Consider the following 14,944-nt stretch of genomic DNA (forward strand, 5'->3'; position numbering starts at 1 on the left):
AATCCATTGAGCTAAAAAGAAAGGCCGCCCAATGGGCGGCCTTTTGTTTATGGCGCGTCGTGCCGTTCCACAATCAGCAGCACCAGCGTCACCAATACCGCCAAAAGGCAGAGAATGGCGCCCGCAATGCCAATTGCGCTGAGCCCATAGAGGTCAGTAACGGCACCGCCCAGCGCAGCACCGCCAGCAATCCCTAAATTTGCAGTTGCAATATTCATGGCCCCGGCAAATGCGGCGGCGCTTGCGCCCATTTTCATCACCCGTACTTGGCAAGTTACAAAGGCCGCAATATGCGCCCCACCCCAAATCGAAATGATCACAAAGCTCGCCACCATATTGGAGATCTGGAGCGAGAGGGTGAGGATGGATAAGCCGAGAATACTAGCCACAATCAGCGTTAAGCGGGTCGGGCCGCGATCCACCATCAATCCGGCAAGCCAATTGCCCAACAATCCCGCCACGCCGAAACCAAACAGCAAGGCGCCGATGGTTGGCGGCGCAAACCCCAAAACCTCACCAAGAAACGGCAAGATATAGCTATAGGCGGTAAAGGTGCCCGCAAACACCAAGCCAGTCGCGAGCAGGTGCACAAAAAAAGTTGGTTGGGTCAGCAAGTGGAGCTGGTTGGAAAATGTGGGCACGTTCACGGCGTTCTCGCGCGGCGTGGTAAACCAAATCAATGGTGCGCTCAGCAACACAAATAGCGCGGCAAAAATATGCACCCCATTCCACCCGAGAAAGTGAGCAGCCCCGGCCGCAGCAGGCACGGCAAAAACACTGCCCAGCACGGTGCCAAAATTCACTTGCGCGATGGCTTTGCCGCCTTTGCCCGGCAGTGCCACCGCGGCTGCCGCGGCGCTGCCCACGCTCACCAGGGGAGGCAGCAAAATGCCTTGCAAAAACCGCATCAGGGCCACCCCTTCAAATGAAGGGGTGATGGCAATTGTTGCGGTGAGCAGTGCAAAGATCAGCAACCCAACGGTCAGCACCAAATGATTGGGAAGCCGCGCCACAGCGAAAGTGAGGATTGGCCCACCGATCGCCGCACCAAGCGCAAACAGCGAAACGAGACGCCCAATTGTTTCCAACGAAACATCAAACGCCTTGGCCATTTCGGGCAGCAATCCAACCAGCATAAATTCGATGGTGACAATGCCCAAAATCGAGAGGACGAGACAAGGGACAAAAAAGTCCACAAGTCTCATCCCCCGGTTGGGGTTCGGAAATGGCTTGTGGAGAATAGCCATTAAACTAGATATTCGTGCCGCTATCGATGGTGAATTCGGCACCGGTAATGGTGGGCGATGCGGAACCTGCCAACCATGTCACCATGTTCGCCACATCAGTTGGCTGGTTGTAACGCGGAATGGCCATCAAGCTGCGCTGCGCATCGGAAAACGGCCCATCGGCGGGGTTCATGTCCGTGTCAGTTGAGCCGGGATGGACAATATTAGCGGCAATTTCGCGCACGCCATACTCACGTGCCAGCGCTTTGGTCAGCCCGATAAGTGCCGCTTTGCTCATGGCATAAAGGCTCATGCCAGGGCCGGGCACCCGCACCGCCAAATTGCTGCCGATGGTGATAATCCGGCCACCCTTATTCATTTTTTTCACGGCGGCCTGTGTGATCAGATAAACGCCGCGCACATTCACTGAAATGGTTTGGTCAAACGCGGCTGCGTCCAGTTCTTCAAATGGCCCGACATTAAAAATGCCGGCATTATTCACCAACACGTCGAGACCGTCATGATATTTGGTGGCCGCTTCAACAGCCGCTGCCATTGCCACTTCATCACGGTTATCAGCCTGCACCGCTTGGGCTTTGCCGCCTGCCGCTTCAATCTCTTGCACCACCTTTTGCGCGCCCTCAGCAGATTGGGCGTAAGTCAGAGTCACAAAGGCGCCTTGTGCAGCCAAAGCTTTGGCGGTCGCTGCGCCCACGCCACGGCTGCCACCAGTGATCAAAGCTGATTTTCCATTCAAATTTGTCATATCGAATCCTTTTTGTAATGATTAATACATAAATATAAACTTGATCTCGCCTGTCAACCGATTTATGTATTATATGTTACAAAAAAGAGGAGCCGCGCATGGCAACACGTGGTCGTCCACCCAAATTTGATCGAGAAAAAGTGCTGCAAAATGCGGTGGAAGTCTTTTGGTCCAAAGGCTTTGCAGAAGCGTCGATGGCGGAGCTTTCGGCCGCGATGAAGCTTAACCCGCCCAGCATCTATGCCGCTTTTGGCAGCAAAGAAGGTCTGTTCCGCGCGGCGCTTGATCAATATGTCCGCACCGATGGCGCGGGCATTTGGGATAATCTGGATAAGGCAGACAGTGCACGTGAAGCCGTTGAGGCTGTGTTGCGTGCCACCGCTTGCGCCTATACGAGACGAGAACAACCGCGTGGTTGCATGATTGTGCTGGCCGCCCCCCAATGTGAAGCACATCCGTCAGTTTGCGCAGAACTGCGCGAACGTCGCCTCAGCAGTGTCCATCTTCTGGTGCAGCGCTTTGAACAGGCCAAACAGCAAGGCGAGCTTCCCACAGATTTGATCAGCGAACAGCTGGCCGACTATGTTTCAACCGTGCAGCACGGCATGTCGATCCAGGCACAAGATGGCGCTTCAAGAGAAAAACTGTTGTCTGTGGCCACCACAACAATGGCTGGATGGGACAATGCGATCACCGCCTGTCGTCAAACTGTGAATGCTTGAGCTTTAACATTAAAATCAAAACCCCCAAATTTGAGGCCCTTTTTATTTGAAATGTCACATAAATTTGGCCATAAGACTTAACATAATTTTTAATTGATAATTCGAAGGGCTATTTATGTCTCGCTTCTTCGCCGCTTTATTTTTATTTATTGTGGTCCATATATTTTTATTGTTTCCTGCCATTTCCAAAGCGCAAACGCAGCCTGAATTTGCGTTTGAAAAGCAAATCCAGCTCGATCTGTCCGTAGACGACATCAGCTACACAATCAAATTTTCAGATCTAAACATTGAAGGTGGCAACGCCTCACAAAACGAGATTTTCGCTGCCATAGATGCGGGTGATGAAGCACAGCTTCGCAAGATATTGAATGCGGCGTCGATTCTTGTGCCGCTTATTGAAATTGAAGTTGGCATCACTGCGGACGAATCTCGCTTAAACAATAAGGTGCGGTTCGAAAACTTGTCTTTCAGACAGGTGAAAAACGGCATCGCGCAAACCGCGACAATAAAAGAATATCGTGAGTCGCAAAGTCATTTTCTGGGTAGAGATGATCCAATTGACCCCATCCGTGTGGCCTATCACGATGTCTCTTTCGCCCAGTTTGATATTTTGGCCGCCCTGCTGGAAAAGCAATTGATCACCCAACAGCATAGCAATATTCTTCCCTTATTATATGCGGCGCTGCATGTTGAGCGGGTTGAAGTTAGTGGTATGGAATTTGGCTGCACCGCACAAAATGTCGTGGCAACAAATATCGTCGCCAAAAATAATAAAATTCCAGGCGATGTCGCCGCGGCGCTTTTGGCGCATGACGCGTCGGAAGAAAATCCAGAACTTAACCCCGATGCCTCCACAACGAAGTTGATTTATGAGGCGCTTTTTCAGGAAGTTGCAGGCACTCAATTTGACGCCTATAGCGCACAGAGTGCCAATTGCACCTCAGGCTTTGGTGGGTTGCTTAGCATCCAAATTGATCAGATTGTCGCCGACAAGGCGGCAGATGGAAGGCTTGGAAACTTCACCTTAAGAGATATTTTTTTGGATGGTGAGGAATATGGGGGCGGCGTGTTCAGCCTTGGGGAGCTCACTTTAAAGCCAATGGATTTCAAGCATGTGATTGAGAATCTCCAAAATATCGAAGACTTCACTTTCGAAGATTTGGCAAATGATTCCTCCTTTTTAACCCCTCAAATGGACGGGATCGCCGCCAAAAAATTACATCTGTCATCTCCGCGGTGGGGGTATCTGAACGGCAGTGCAGATCTTACCCTTGGTGCCCACAGAAATGAGGTGCCCACCAAAATCCAGCTTTCGCTTTCTGACATGATGTTGGGTGTGCATCCCGACACCTTTTCCAACAATGCATTTCATGGACTGCTGGAAAAATTCTTCAATTTCCGTGTGGCAAATATCAATCTGGATATGGTGTGGCAGGAAGATCAGCAACTTGTTCAAGTAAATGAAATTTCGGTCGATGTTTCGCCGGGCATTAATGTGCAGTTGAATGCCCAACTGTCCGGGGCGGATTCGATCTTGTTTTCCGGCAATGCCGCCGCTGCTGCCATGTCTGCAATCACACTGAAACTTGATCGGTTTGAGGTGAAGAGCTCTATTGATGAAAACGCCTTCATGTATTCAGAGGGCACAGAAAATAGAAGCCTCACTCAACAAGAGTTGGAATTGTCTGCCGCACAAGCGATTGCGCTTTACAGCGATGTGCTCGCCGAACATTTCACCGCCGAGCAAATGACTGCTCAGATGAAATCCTTTGTTGAGGGAAAGTCAGAGCTTCAGCTCATCGCCCGCGCCAAAAAAGCGTCGGTCCCTGTCGGCTTGATCCAGTTTATCATTAAAGATCCCACGCTCTTTGCTCAATATTTTGAGGTGGAAAAACTGAACTTCATTTCATTGTAGGCCCAGCGCCGAAGCCAAACTTTATCGCGCGCCGTTGATTTAGAGGCGCTCAATCTTCTGGATACGTCGCTCGTGCCGGCCACCATCAAACGGCGTCTCCAGCCACGTGGTCACAATGGCTTCAAGCTGATCTTCATAGATCATGCGTTCACCCAGCGAGAGCACATTGGCATCATTATGCCGTCGCGCCATTTCGGCTGAAAGTGTGTTCCAACACACCGCACAACGAATGCCTTTAACCTTGTTAGCTGCAATGGCTTCACCATTGCCCGAACCGCCCAACACAATCCCGCGCTCAAATTCACCTGCAGCCACTGCCTTGGCGACTGGGAAAATAAAGTCCGGATAATCACAAGACTCATCGCTAAAGGTGCCAAAATCCTGCACCTCATGCCCGGCTTCGGTCAAAAAGCCTTTGATCTTCTCTTTATAGCGATAACCCGCGTGATCAGTGCCAATTGCGATTTTCATAAGGTGATTCCATTTGCCGTGGTGTCAAACATTAATATGCATGTCTTCGTGCCACGCAATTGATTTTGCAAAATGTCAATCACTGCACGCCGTCATTGCAAGACTTGATCTTGCAATCCAATTGAGCTGTCAAAATGGCAGATGCGCCTGAAAAAGTCGCCTCATCTTCAGCAAGCCGATAAGTGAATTGGTCCCCAAGGTCAAGCCTTGGGGTGACGTGGAATATGGAAAGAGCGTTGCACAAAGTTGACGTGAAGCACCAATTGGCGGGGGTGCCGGGGTAGCGAACGTAGTGAGCGACGGCGGCGGGAAAAAGCCGGGGGTGCCGGGGTAGTGAGCGTAGCGAACGACGGCGGCGGAGAAGAGCCGGGGGGGCCGGGGTAGTGAGCGTAGCGAACGACGGCGGCGGGAAAGAGCCGGGGTTGCCGGGGTAGCAAGCGCGTAGTGAGACAGCAGCAGGAAAACCACAGCATCTCCGATCATCTCCACGCGCCACATACAACTTTTCTACCATAGCCCCCACACCCCATCCCCCTTGCCACCCGTCCCGCACCATGTTAAATAAACAAACGTTCATTTAATTAAGAGAGGCGAATTTGGCACGCACTCAAGGGTCCAACGGGCAAGAAACTGCAAAGCGCATTGATGAAGTGGCGCTGAAACTCTTTGCAAAAAAGGGTTATGCCGCCGTGTCCATGCGCGAGATTGCCTTGGAAGTCGGGGTGCAGGCGGGGGCGCTTTACAATCATTGCCCCAACAAGCAGGCGCTGCTCACCAATTTGCTGGCCGATCATATGCAGGCGCTGCTCGACGCGTGGGGCGACATGGAACTGCCGAAAGATCCGGCGCAACAGCTCGAAGCTTTTGTCCGCTTCCATATTCAATATCACCTGAAACGTCCGGATCAGGTGTTCATTTCCTATATGGAATTGCGCAATCTCGAACTGGACAATTTCAAGAAAATTGAAGCCCTGCGCCGCCAATATGAGGCGATCCCGAAAAATATTCTCGCCGCTGGGCAAATGGCGGGCCAGTTCAATCTGGCCGACACCCATGTCGCGGCTATGGCCATTCTGGCCCAGCTCACCGGGGTCACCACCTGGTATCGAGAGCAAGGGCGGCTGAGCCAACAAAAAATCGAAGATATTTATGTTCAATTGGTGTGCCAATCTGTGGGCATCACCTTAAGTGGAGGACACTGAAATGTTCACAACCGGAATGAATTTCGCCCTTGGGGAAGATATTGAAGCCTTGCGCGAAATGGTGCACCGCTTCGCGCAAGATCGCATTGCGCCCATGGCGGCCAAGATCGATGAAACCAATGAGTTCCCCAACGAGCTTTGGAAAGAGTTCGGTGAGCTGGGTTTGTTGGGCGTCACCGTATCAGAAGAATTTGGCGGCGTGGAAATGGGCTATTTGGCCCACTGTGTGATTGTGGAAGAAATCAGCCGCGCCTCGGCCTCTGTAGGCTTGTCTTATGGCGCGCACTCCAATCTCTGCGTCAATCAGATTTACCGCAACGGCACCCAGGCGCAAAAAGAGAAATATCTGCCCAAGCTGATCTCTGGCGACCATGTGGGCGCCTTGGCCATGTCCGAACCCGGCGCTGGCTCAGACGTGGTGTCGATGCAGCTCCGCGCCAAAAAGGTTGAGGGTGGCTATAGCCTCACTGGCAATAAAATGTGGATCACCAATGGCCCCGATGCAGATACGCTGGTGGTTTATGCCAAAACCGATCCCGAAGCCCATTCCAAAGGCATCACCGCCTTTATCATCGAAAAAGGCATGGACGGATTCTCCACCGCGCAAAAGCTCGACAAGCTGGGCATGCGCGGCTCCAACACCTGTGAGCTGGTGTTTAAAGATTGCTTTGTTCCGGAAGAGAACATCTTGGGCGAATTGAACAAAGGCGTGCGCGTTTTGATGTCCGGTTTGGATTATGAACGCGTGGTGCTCGCCGCAGGCCCTGTGGGCATCATGCATGCGGTGTTGGATGTCGCCGTGCCTTATGTGCATGAGCGCAAGCAATTCAACCAGCCCATTGGCGAGTTCCAATTGGTGCAGGGCAAATTGGCCGATATTTATTCCACCATGAACGCCAGCCGCGCCTATGTTTATGCGGTGGCCCAAGCCTGTGATCGCGGCGAAACCACCCGCAAAGATGCCGCAGGCTGCATTCTTTATTCCGCTGAAAAAGCAACGCAATGCGCCTTGGATGGCATCCAGCTTTTGGGCGGCAATGGCTATATCAACGAATATCCAACAGGCCGCTTGCTGCGCGATGCAAAACTTTATGAAATCGGCGCCGGCACCAGCGAAATTCGCCGCATGTTGATCGGTCGCGAAATGTTCGTGGAAACGAAATAGAGGGCAAAATGGCGGTCATTAAATCCCAAATCTCCACCGCGTCAGAGAGCTTTAAAACCAATCAAAAAGCGCTGCTGAACCAGATGGCGCAGATTGAAGAAGCGGTTGAAATCGCCCGACAGGGCGGCGGCGAAAAATCGCGCGAACGCCATGTGTCGCGCGGCAAATTGCTGCCGCGTGATCGGGTGGCCAAATTGCTTGATCCCGGCTCGCCCTTTCTGGAAGTCGGCGCCACGGCGGCTCATGGCCTTTATAATGGCGATGCCCCCGGCGCGGGCCTGATCACCGGCATTGGCCGCGTGGCCGGGCAGGAGGTGATGGTGGTCTGCAACGATGCCACCGTTAAGGGCGGCACCTATTACCCCATGACCGTCAAAAAACATTTGCGGGCGCAAGAAATCGCCCTCGAAAACCATCTGCCCTGCGTTTATCTGGTGGATAGTGGCGGCGCGAACCTGCCCAACCAGGATGAAGTGTTTGCCGACCGCGACCATTTTGGCCGGATTTTTTACAATCAGGCCAATATGTCCGCCAAGGGCATTGCACAGATCGCGGTGGTGATGGGGTCGTGCACCGCAGGCGGCGCCTATGTGCCCGCCATGTCAGACGAAACAATCATCGTTAAAAATCAGGGCACCATCTTTTTGGCGGGCCCGCCCTTGGTGAAAGCCGCCACGGGCGAAGTGGTTACCGCAGAAGATCTGGGCGGCGGCGATGTGCATACGCGCCTCTCCGGCGTGGCCGATCATTTGGCCGAAAATGACGAACATGCCTTGCAATTGGCCCGCGAAGCCGTTGCTAATCTCAATCGGCAAAAACCATCAAGCTTGCTCACCCAAGCGCCCGAAGACCCACTTTATGATCCCAATGAGATCATCGGCGTGGTCCCCGGCGATTTGAAAACGCCCTACGATATTCGCGAGGTGATCGCCCGCGTGGTCGATGGCTCGCGCTTTGAAGAATTCAAAGCCCGCTATGGCACCACGCTGGTTTGCGGTTTCGCCCATATCCACGGCATGCCCGTGGGCATCATCGCCAATAATGGCGTGCTGTTTTCTGAAAGCGCGGTCAAAGGCGCGCATTTTGTGGAGCTGTGCTCGCAACGCAAAATTCCGCTGGTGTTTTTGCAAAACATCACCGGCTTTATGGTCGGCCGCAAATATGAAAATGAAGGCATCGCCAAAAACGGGGCCAAACTCGTCACTGCTGTCGCCACCACCTCGGTGCCCAAAATCACCGTGCTGGTCGGCGGCTCCTTCGGCGCAGGCAATTATGGCATGTGCGGCCGCGCCTATCAGCCACGCTTTTTGTGGACATGGCCCAACTCCCGCATCTCGGTGATGGGCGGCGAACAGGCCGCAGGCGTTCTCGCCACCGTCCGCCGCGACGGGCTGGAGCGCAAAGGCGTCGAATGGTCAGCGGAAGAGGAAGCACAATTCAAGCAACCGATCATCGATCAGTTTGAAGAGCAGTCCCACCCGCTTTACGCGTCGGCGCGCCTCTGGGACGATGGCATCATCCATCCCGGCCGCACCCGCGATCAACTCGCTCTCTCCCTCAGCGCGTCCCTCAATGCCCCTATTGCGGACACGCAATTTGGCCTGTTCAGAATGTAGGAGCGCGATAAATGCCTGAAAAGAAATTCAGAAGTCCGCAAGAAAAGAAAGATCTGTCTTACAAAAAAGATCGTCGGAACACTTATGGAGAGAACGACAAAAGCTCGCGAAAGAACATTCCGCGTAGTAAGGCGCTAGGCAATAGAAAACTTCGCCGGGTAGACAAGATGGATTGGGTTGAAGAACCTGACAAGGCGATGGATGAATTTAACAAGCGCAAACATGTGCGGTGGAAGAAAAGCGCGGATACCCCACTAGGTGAAGTTTTGGATGACAAAGATGTTTAAGAAAATTCTGATTGCCAACCGGGGTGAAATTGCCTGTCGCGTGATGCGCACGGCGCAGCAAATGGGCATCCAATGTGTCGCCATTTATTCCGATGCGGACGCGAACGCGCAACATGTGCAAATGGCCGACGAGGCCTATCATATTGGCCCTAGCCCTGTGGCAGAAAGCTATTTGAAGGCCAACAAGATCATTGAGATCGTCAAGCGCACGGGCGCGGAAGCGGTGCATCCGGGCTATGGCTTCCTCTCGGAAAATCCAGACTTTGTAGAAGCGCTGGAAGCCAACAATATCCGTTTTATCGGCCCCTCTGCCGATGCGATCCGCAAAATGGGGCTTAAAGACGCGGCCAAGGCGCTGATGGAAGAAGCGGGCGTGCCCGTGGTGCCCGGCTATCATGGCGACAATCAGGATGCTGATTTCCTCGCCGCAGAAGCCGAAAAGATCGGCTATCCGGTGCTGGTCAAAGCCCGCGCGGGCGGCGGCGGCAAAGGCATGCGCCGTGTCGATGATCCGAAAGAGTTCAAGTCGGCATTGGAAGGCGCCATGCGCGAAGGTCAATCCAGCTTTGGTGACCCGCGGGTGCTGATCGAAAAATATATCACCACCCCGCGCCACATCGAAATCCAGGTCTTTGGCGATGATCATGGCAATGCCGTGCATCTGTTTGAGCGTGATTGCTCCCTGCAACGCCGTCACCAAAAGGTCATCGAAGAAGCCCCCGCGCCGGGCATGATCGGCGAGATGCGCAACGCCATGGGCGAAGCGGCGGTCAAGGCTGCGAAAGCGATCAACTATTCCGGCGCAGGCACGGTGGAATTTATTGTCGATGCCGCCAACGGCCTCAACCCGAACGGCTTCTACTTCATGGAAATGAATACCCGCCTGCAGGTGGAGCATCCGGTCACCGAATTGATCACCGGGCAAGATCTGGTGGCGTGGCAATTGCGCGTCGCCAGCGGCGAAAAATTGCCTATGACACAGGATGATTTGTCGATCGATGGGTGGGCCTTCGAAGCCCGGCTTTATGCGGAAGATGTGCCCAAGGGCTTTCTGCCCGCCACAGGCACCTTGCAGCATCTGGCGCTCGACGATCAAACCGCCCGCATCGATTCTGGCGTCGCTACAGGCGATGAAATCTCGCCTTTTTACGATCCGATGATCGCCAAAATAACCGTGCACGCCAATGACCGTGCCGAAGCCCTGCAAAAGCTCAACAAGGCCCTCGGCAACAGCCAAATTGTCGGCCTCGTCACCAATAAGGACTTTTTGAAAGCCCTCACCGAGCACAAAGATTTTGCCCGAGGCAAGGTGGATACAGGCCTGATTGATCGCGATCTCAACGCACTGATCGAGCCGGTCAAGCTCCCTGCCGACACCATCGCCGCCGCGTTCATCGTGGCCAGCAATCTGGCACAACAGCCAACCACCGATATCTGGCAGAGCTTGCCCGCTTACCGCGCCTGGCCCGGCGAAAGCCTGCCCCTGCATCTGCATCATGCCGACCGCGAAATCATTGGCCGCATCCAGCTTCTGGAGGGCGCCTATGAAGTCGCGTTTGACGATCAAACCGTTGAGGTGAAATCGGCCAAACTGAACGGCGACAAATTGGTGCTGAACTTCGGCGACCACCAGCAAAAAATGCGGGCGAATCAGGCCCATAATCAGCTCACCCTGTTTGCCGATGGCCAAAGCCACCAGTTTGACATCGTCGAAGTGGAATTGGCCGAAGAAGCCACCAGCGGCGACAATGTGATCTCGCCCATGCCGGGCGCCATTGTTGACCTGAAGGCCAAACCCGGGCAGGCGGTGAAAAAGGGCGAAAAACTGATCACCATTGAAGCGATGAAAATGGAACATGCTCTCGCCGCCCCGCGCGATGGGGTAGTGGCTGAAGTGCTGGTCAATATGGGCGATCAGGTGCAAGATGGTGCCATGCTGATTACGCTGGAGCCCGAAGATGGATAAGGTCACATTATTTGAGACGGGCCCGCGCGACGGGCTGCAAAATGAGAAAAAACTGATCGACACCGCCGATAAAATCGAGCTGGTCGATCTGTTGTCCGAGTGCGGCTTCAGCAAAATCGAAGTTACCAGTTTTGTCTCGCCCAAATGGGTGCTGCAAATGGCCGACGCGACAGACGTGCTGGCGGGCATCCATCGCAATCCGACCATTGCCTATGCCGCCCTCACGCCCAATCTGCGCGGCTATGAAGGCGCAAAAGCCGCCCGCGCCGATGAAGTCGCCATCTTCGCCTCCGCGTCCGAAGGCTTCAGCCAGAAAAACATCAATTGCTCCATCGACGAGAGCTTAGAGCGGTTTGCCCCGGTGCTGGCTGCCGCTAAGGCCGACAATATCCCCGTGCGCGGCTATGTCTCCTGCGTCACCGATTGTCCCTATGATGGCCCAACGCCACCGGAAAACACTGCCCGCGTCGCCAAAGCGCTTTACGACATGGGATGCTATGAAATCAGCCTCGGCGACACCATCGGCGCGGCCACCCCCGAAACCACCTCTTTGATGCTGCAAGCAGTGCAACAGGTCGTGCCCATCGCCAAACTGGCTGGCCATTTCCACGACACCCACGCCCGCGCGCTAGACAATATCGAAGTGTGCCTCGGCTATGGCCTGCGCACCTTCGACGCCGCCGTCGGCGGCCTCGGCGGCTGCCCATACGCCCCCGGCGCTAAAGGCAATGTCGCCACCGAAAAAGTCGCCAACCTGCTACACAGCAAAGGCTTCGCCACCGGCCTCGACCTTGAAAAACTCGCCAAAGCCAGCCAATTTGCCCTAAACTTAAAGGGATAAAATCATGCCCGATTACACCACCATCTCTTTAGAAACCGACACTCGAGGCGTCGCGACACTCACGCTAAATCGCGCCGAAAAGCACAATGCCATGAGCGCAGATATGATTGCTGAACTCACCGCCGCAGCGGCTGAGATCAATCAGGATCAGGCGATCCGCGTGGTGGTGCTGACGGGCGCGGGCAAGAGTTTTTGCGCCGGAGGTGATCTCAATTGGATGCGCGAGCAGTTTGATGCGGACAGGGCAACGCGCATGGCGGAAGCGAAAAAGCTGGCCATGATGCTCTTCGCGCTGAACACGCTGGAAAAACCGCTGATCGGCAAGGTCAATGGCAATGCCTTTGGCGGCGGCGTGGGCATGATGGCCGTGTGCGATATGGTCGTGGCGGCAGATCACGCCAAATTTGGCCTGACTGAAACCAAACTCGGGCTGATCCCAGCCACCATCAGCCCCTATGTGGTGGCCCGCATGGGCGAGGGCAATGCCCGTCAGGTGTTTTTCTCAGCCGCCCTATTCGGACCAGATCGAGCGCAACAATTAGGCCTTGTGGCCAAATCAGTGCCGTTTGAATTGCTGGATGAAGCGGTGGAAGCCGAAATCAAACCCTATTTCGCCACCTCGCCGCAGGCCGTCACCGCCGCGAAAAAACTCGCCCGCCAACTCGGCCCCCGGCTGGATGAAGCGTTAATCGACGACACGATCCGCCAACTGGCCGACACCTGGGAAACCTCGGACGCGCAAGAGGGCATCGGTGCCTTTTTCGATAAGCGTAAAGCCAATTGGGTGAGATAGCCTGCGGAAACAAATCCACCGCTGCCATTACCGGGCTTGCCCCGGTAATCCAATTGCGGCTAACGGCGCATTCTGAATGCTGTTTGGGCTGAAGGAATGCCAAAGGTGTGCTCAATTGTATATGCAGCCATCGCTTTCACAAATGGCAAGTCATTTTGCATTCGTTGCAGGTCGTCCAAGTCATTGGGGTCTATTGTAGGTTCTTTTGCGCTAGCGTGCGCAACAGCACATCTATTTGAAACATTAAAATATTGTTCGATTGTGCTGTCGGTCTTTTTTGTAGGCATTGGTTCCCAATCGTGAAGACGGTTTGGCCGATATTCACGCACATCGTCAAAGTGTTCTCGAATCCACTGCTTAAGATGACCGCCACGCCCATGCGCCAAATTTAAGATTCTGAAATATGAGAGACATTGGTAGGCAGGAATGTTTAGCAATTGGCCTTCTCTGTAGATTGCCAATGCAAGTTTTGCGCTGTGATTCGATGGTTCGGAGAGATACTCGATAAAGAAATCGTTGTTAAACTCAATGCTTGTTTCTCCAATGTAACCTTGTTGCCTGGGCAAGTCGCCGCCGGAGAATTCCTTTATTTCGATAGGCGTTTCCTTAATCCAAGAAAGAGCATTCGCGAAATCGCAAATATGCTGGTGGGCTTGTGACAACGCAGTTCCGTTTGGTTGTTTGAGCGCAATCATGTGGTGAATTGGAGGCAAGTCATTTGTAGCAACACGACCGGAGCGGAAAAGTATCTTTTGGTCAGCGAATTCTATGGAAACGGGAAGAGAGGGAATCGCAATCCCCACTAAAGCAGCGTAGCCCCAATTGCCCTTCTCAAAAAACACTTCACTATCGATTTTCTGAAGTTCTCTGAGCATTTTCGCTTTCTAGGTTGCGCGATAGCCTAATCTAGCAAGATTTTCATTCGAAACAATACGCCTTGAGATCCGCTTACCTCCCCCTTGTGGGGGAGGGATTGAGGGGGCAAACAATTGCAAAAGCCAAACTTATCGCGCAAAAATATCCTTTAGCCACGCAATCTTGTCGGCAACGGCCCGGCGCGAAATTGGGCTGACGGCCGTGAAGGCGCACACAAAATGGTCCACGCCGTCATAACGGATAGCCTGCACCTCCACACCCGCTTGCTTGAGTTTTGCGGCATAGGCTTCGCCCTCATCCCGCAAAACATCGCATTCGCCCGTCAACACAAAGGCGGGTGGCAAGTTGGCAAGATCATCTGACCGAAGCGGGGCGGCATAAGGGTGCTGCCTTGTGTCCTTGTCGGTATACATATCCCAAAACCAATACATTTCTTCAGCAGGCAGCATATAGCCGCTGGCAAATTGCTGGTAGGATTGGGTTTCCGGGTCACCGGGACAATCGGCAACAGGCACTTGCAGCAATTGCCCTTTCACTTGCTTTTCGCCGCGATCGCGCAACATCATCGGCACCACTGTGGCCAAATTGCCCCCAGCGCTCATGCCTGCCGTTACGGCGCGTTCAGGGTCGATTTCCAACTCTGCGGCGCCGTCGCCCATGGCCCAAACGGTTACGGCATAGCAATCCTCCGGCGCTGCCGGAAATTTATGCTCTGGCGCCAGCCGATAATCTACGGACACCACCACCGCCTCAGCCTCATGGCAATAGCGTTGGCACATGGCATCATCGATGTTGAGATCGCCCAGTGCAAAGCCGCCGCCATGAAAATAAACCACCAGCGGGAAGGGCCCGTCTCCTTTCGGACGGTAAACGCGCACGGGAATGTCTCCCGCTGGCCCACGCACCGTGCGGTCATAGATTTTGCCGAGTTCTGGCAAGCTCTCGCTCCATCCGGCGCCTTCGCTCATCTTGGCGATAAAGGCCCGCGCCTCCTCAATGGGCATAGTGTTAAACAGCGGCTTCTGCGACGCTTCATCAATAATGGCTCTAATTTCTGGACTTAAGGGCATAATAAATTCCTCCGAACGGAGAAAATAA

At 53.8% G+C, this 14,944-nt stretch carries 14 protein-coding genes; 9 read left to right on the forward strand and 5 right to left on the reverse strand.

The window, feature by feature from the left end:
- Positions 1-47 precede the first annotated feature (47 nt).
- Together ATL17_RS15185 and ATL17_RS15190 are read right to left on the reverse strand one after the other, a co-directional pair.
- Entirely contained in the window at positions 48-1,196 is a 1,149-nt protein-coding gene (locus tag ATL17_RS15185) for an MFS transporter (protein ID WP_166639061.1), read from the reverse strand.
- A gap of 55 nt (positions 1,197-1,251) precedes the next feature.
- Positions 1,252-1,992, reverse strand: coding sequence for an SDR family NAD(P)-dependent oxidoreductase (locus ATL17_RS15190; RefSeq protein WP_133573659.1), 741 nt, complete (start codon positions 1,990-1,992; stop codon positions 1,252-1,254).
- Between the two features lie 98 nt (positions 1,993-2,090).
- On the opposite strand from ATL17_RS15190, the gene ATL17_RS15195 reads away from it, so the two are divergent.
- Together ATL17_RS15195 and ATL17_RS15200 are read left to right on the forward strand one after the other, a co-directional pair.
- Positions 2,091-2,714, forward strand: coding sequence for a TetR/AcrR family transcriptional regulator (locus ATL17_RS15195; RefSeq protein ID WP_133573660.1), 624 nt, complete (start codon positions 2,091-2,093; stop codon positions 2,712-2,714).
- A gap of 115 nt (positions 2,715-2,829) precedes the next feature.
- Entirely contained in the window at positions 2,830-4,629 is a 1,800-nt protein-coding gene (locus ATL17_RS15200) for a hypothetical protein (RefSeq protein ID WP_133573661.1), read from the forward strand.
- Positions 4,630-4,668: 39 nt separating this feature from the next.
- Here the strand turns inward: ATL17_RS15200 and rpiB are convergent, their stop codons facing one another.
- Complete coding sequence (gene rpiB / locus ATL17_RS15205) at positions 4,669-5,100, reverse strand: ribose 5-phosphate isomerase B (protein WP_133573662.1); 432 nt, start codon at positions 5,098-5,100, stop codon at positions 4,669-4,671.
- 596 nt (positions 5,101-5,696) lie between these two features.
- On the opposite strand from rpiB, the gene ATL17_RS15210 reads away from it, so the two are divergent.
- Genes ATL17_RS15210 through ATL17_RS15240 form a run of 7 tightly spaced genes read left to right on the forward strand, consistent with a single transcriptional unit; the run spans position 5,697 to position 12,970 of the window.
- Positions 5,697-6,302 (forward strand): TetR/AcrR family transcriptional regulator, encoded by a 606-nt coding sequence (locus ATL17_RS15210; RefSeq protein ID WP_133573663.1) that lies wholly within the window; start codon positions 5,697-5,699, stop codon positions 6,300-6,302.
- A 16-nt stretch (positions 6,303-6,318) separates the two neighbouring features.
- Complete coding sequence (locus ATL17_RS15215; RefSeq protein WP_484177341.1) at positions 6,319-7,467, forward strand: isovaleryl-CoA dehydrogenase; 1,149 nt, start codon at positions 6,319-6,321, stop codon at positions 7,465-7,467.
- 8 nt (positions 7,468-7,475) lie between these two features.
- Entirely contained in the window at positions 7,476-9,083 is a 1,608-nt protein-coding gene (locus ATL17_RS15220; protein ID WP_133573665.1) for a carboxyl transferase domain-containing protein, read from the forward strand.
- 11 nt (positions 9,084-9,094) lie between these two features.
- A complete protein-coding gene (locus ATL17_RS15225; RefSeq protein ID WP_133573666.1) occupies positions 9,095-9,370 on the forward strand; it encodes a hypothetical protein in 276 nt (91 codons plus the stop codon).
- The gene (locus ATL17_RS15230) at positions 9,363-11,336 is read left to right on the forward strand and encodes an acetyl-CoA carboxylase biotin carboxylase subunit (protein ID WP_133573667.1); all 1,974 of its coding nucleotides are present in this window, start codon (positions 9,363-9,365) and stop codon (positions 11,334-11,336) included. The genes ATL17_RS15225 and ATL17_RS15230 overlap by 8 nt, the downstream gene beginning before the upstream one ends.
- Positions 11,329-12,177 carry a hydroxymethylglutaryl-CoA lyase gene (locus tag ATL17_RS15235; protein ID WP_133573668.1) on the forward strand — a complete coding sequence of 283 codons (849 nt, stop codon included), beginning with the start codon at positions 11,329-11,331 and terminating at the stop codon, positions 12,175-12,177. Before ATL17_RS15230 ends, ATL17_RS15235 begins: the two co-directional genes overlap by 8 nt.
- Before the next feature lie 4 nt (positions 12,178-12,181).
- Entirely contained in the window at positions 12,182-12,970 is a 789-nt protein-coding gene (locus tag ATL17_RS15240) for a crotonase/enoyl-CoA hydratase family protein (RefSeq protein WP_133573669.1), read from the forward strand.
- 59 nt (positions 12,971-13,029) lie between these two features.
- Here ATL17_RS15240 and mauJ read toward each other — a convergent pair whose 3' ends face one another.
- Both mauJ and ATL17_RS15250 read right to left on the reverse strand, forming a co-directional pair.
- The gene (gene mauJ, locus ATL17_RS15245; protein ID WP_133573670.1) at positions 13,030-13,845 is read right to left on the reverse strand and encodes a methylamine utilization protein MauJ; all 816 of its coding nucleotides are present in this window, start codon (positions 13,843-13,845) and stop codon (positions 13,030-13,032) included.
- A 129-nt stretch (positions 13,846-13,974) separates the two neighbouring features.
- Entirely contained in the window at positions 13,975-14,916 is a 942-nt protein-coding gene (locus ATL17_RS15250) for an alpha/beta hydrolase (protein ID WP_133573671.1), read from the reverse strand.
- Positions 14,917-14,944 lie beyond the last annotated feature (28 nt).

The organism is Maritalea mobilis (assembly GCF_004363175.1).
Lineage (GTDB): Bacteria > Pseudomonadota > Alphaproteobacteria > Rhizobiales > Devosiaceae > Maritalea > Maritalea mobilis.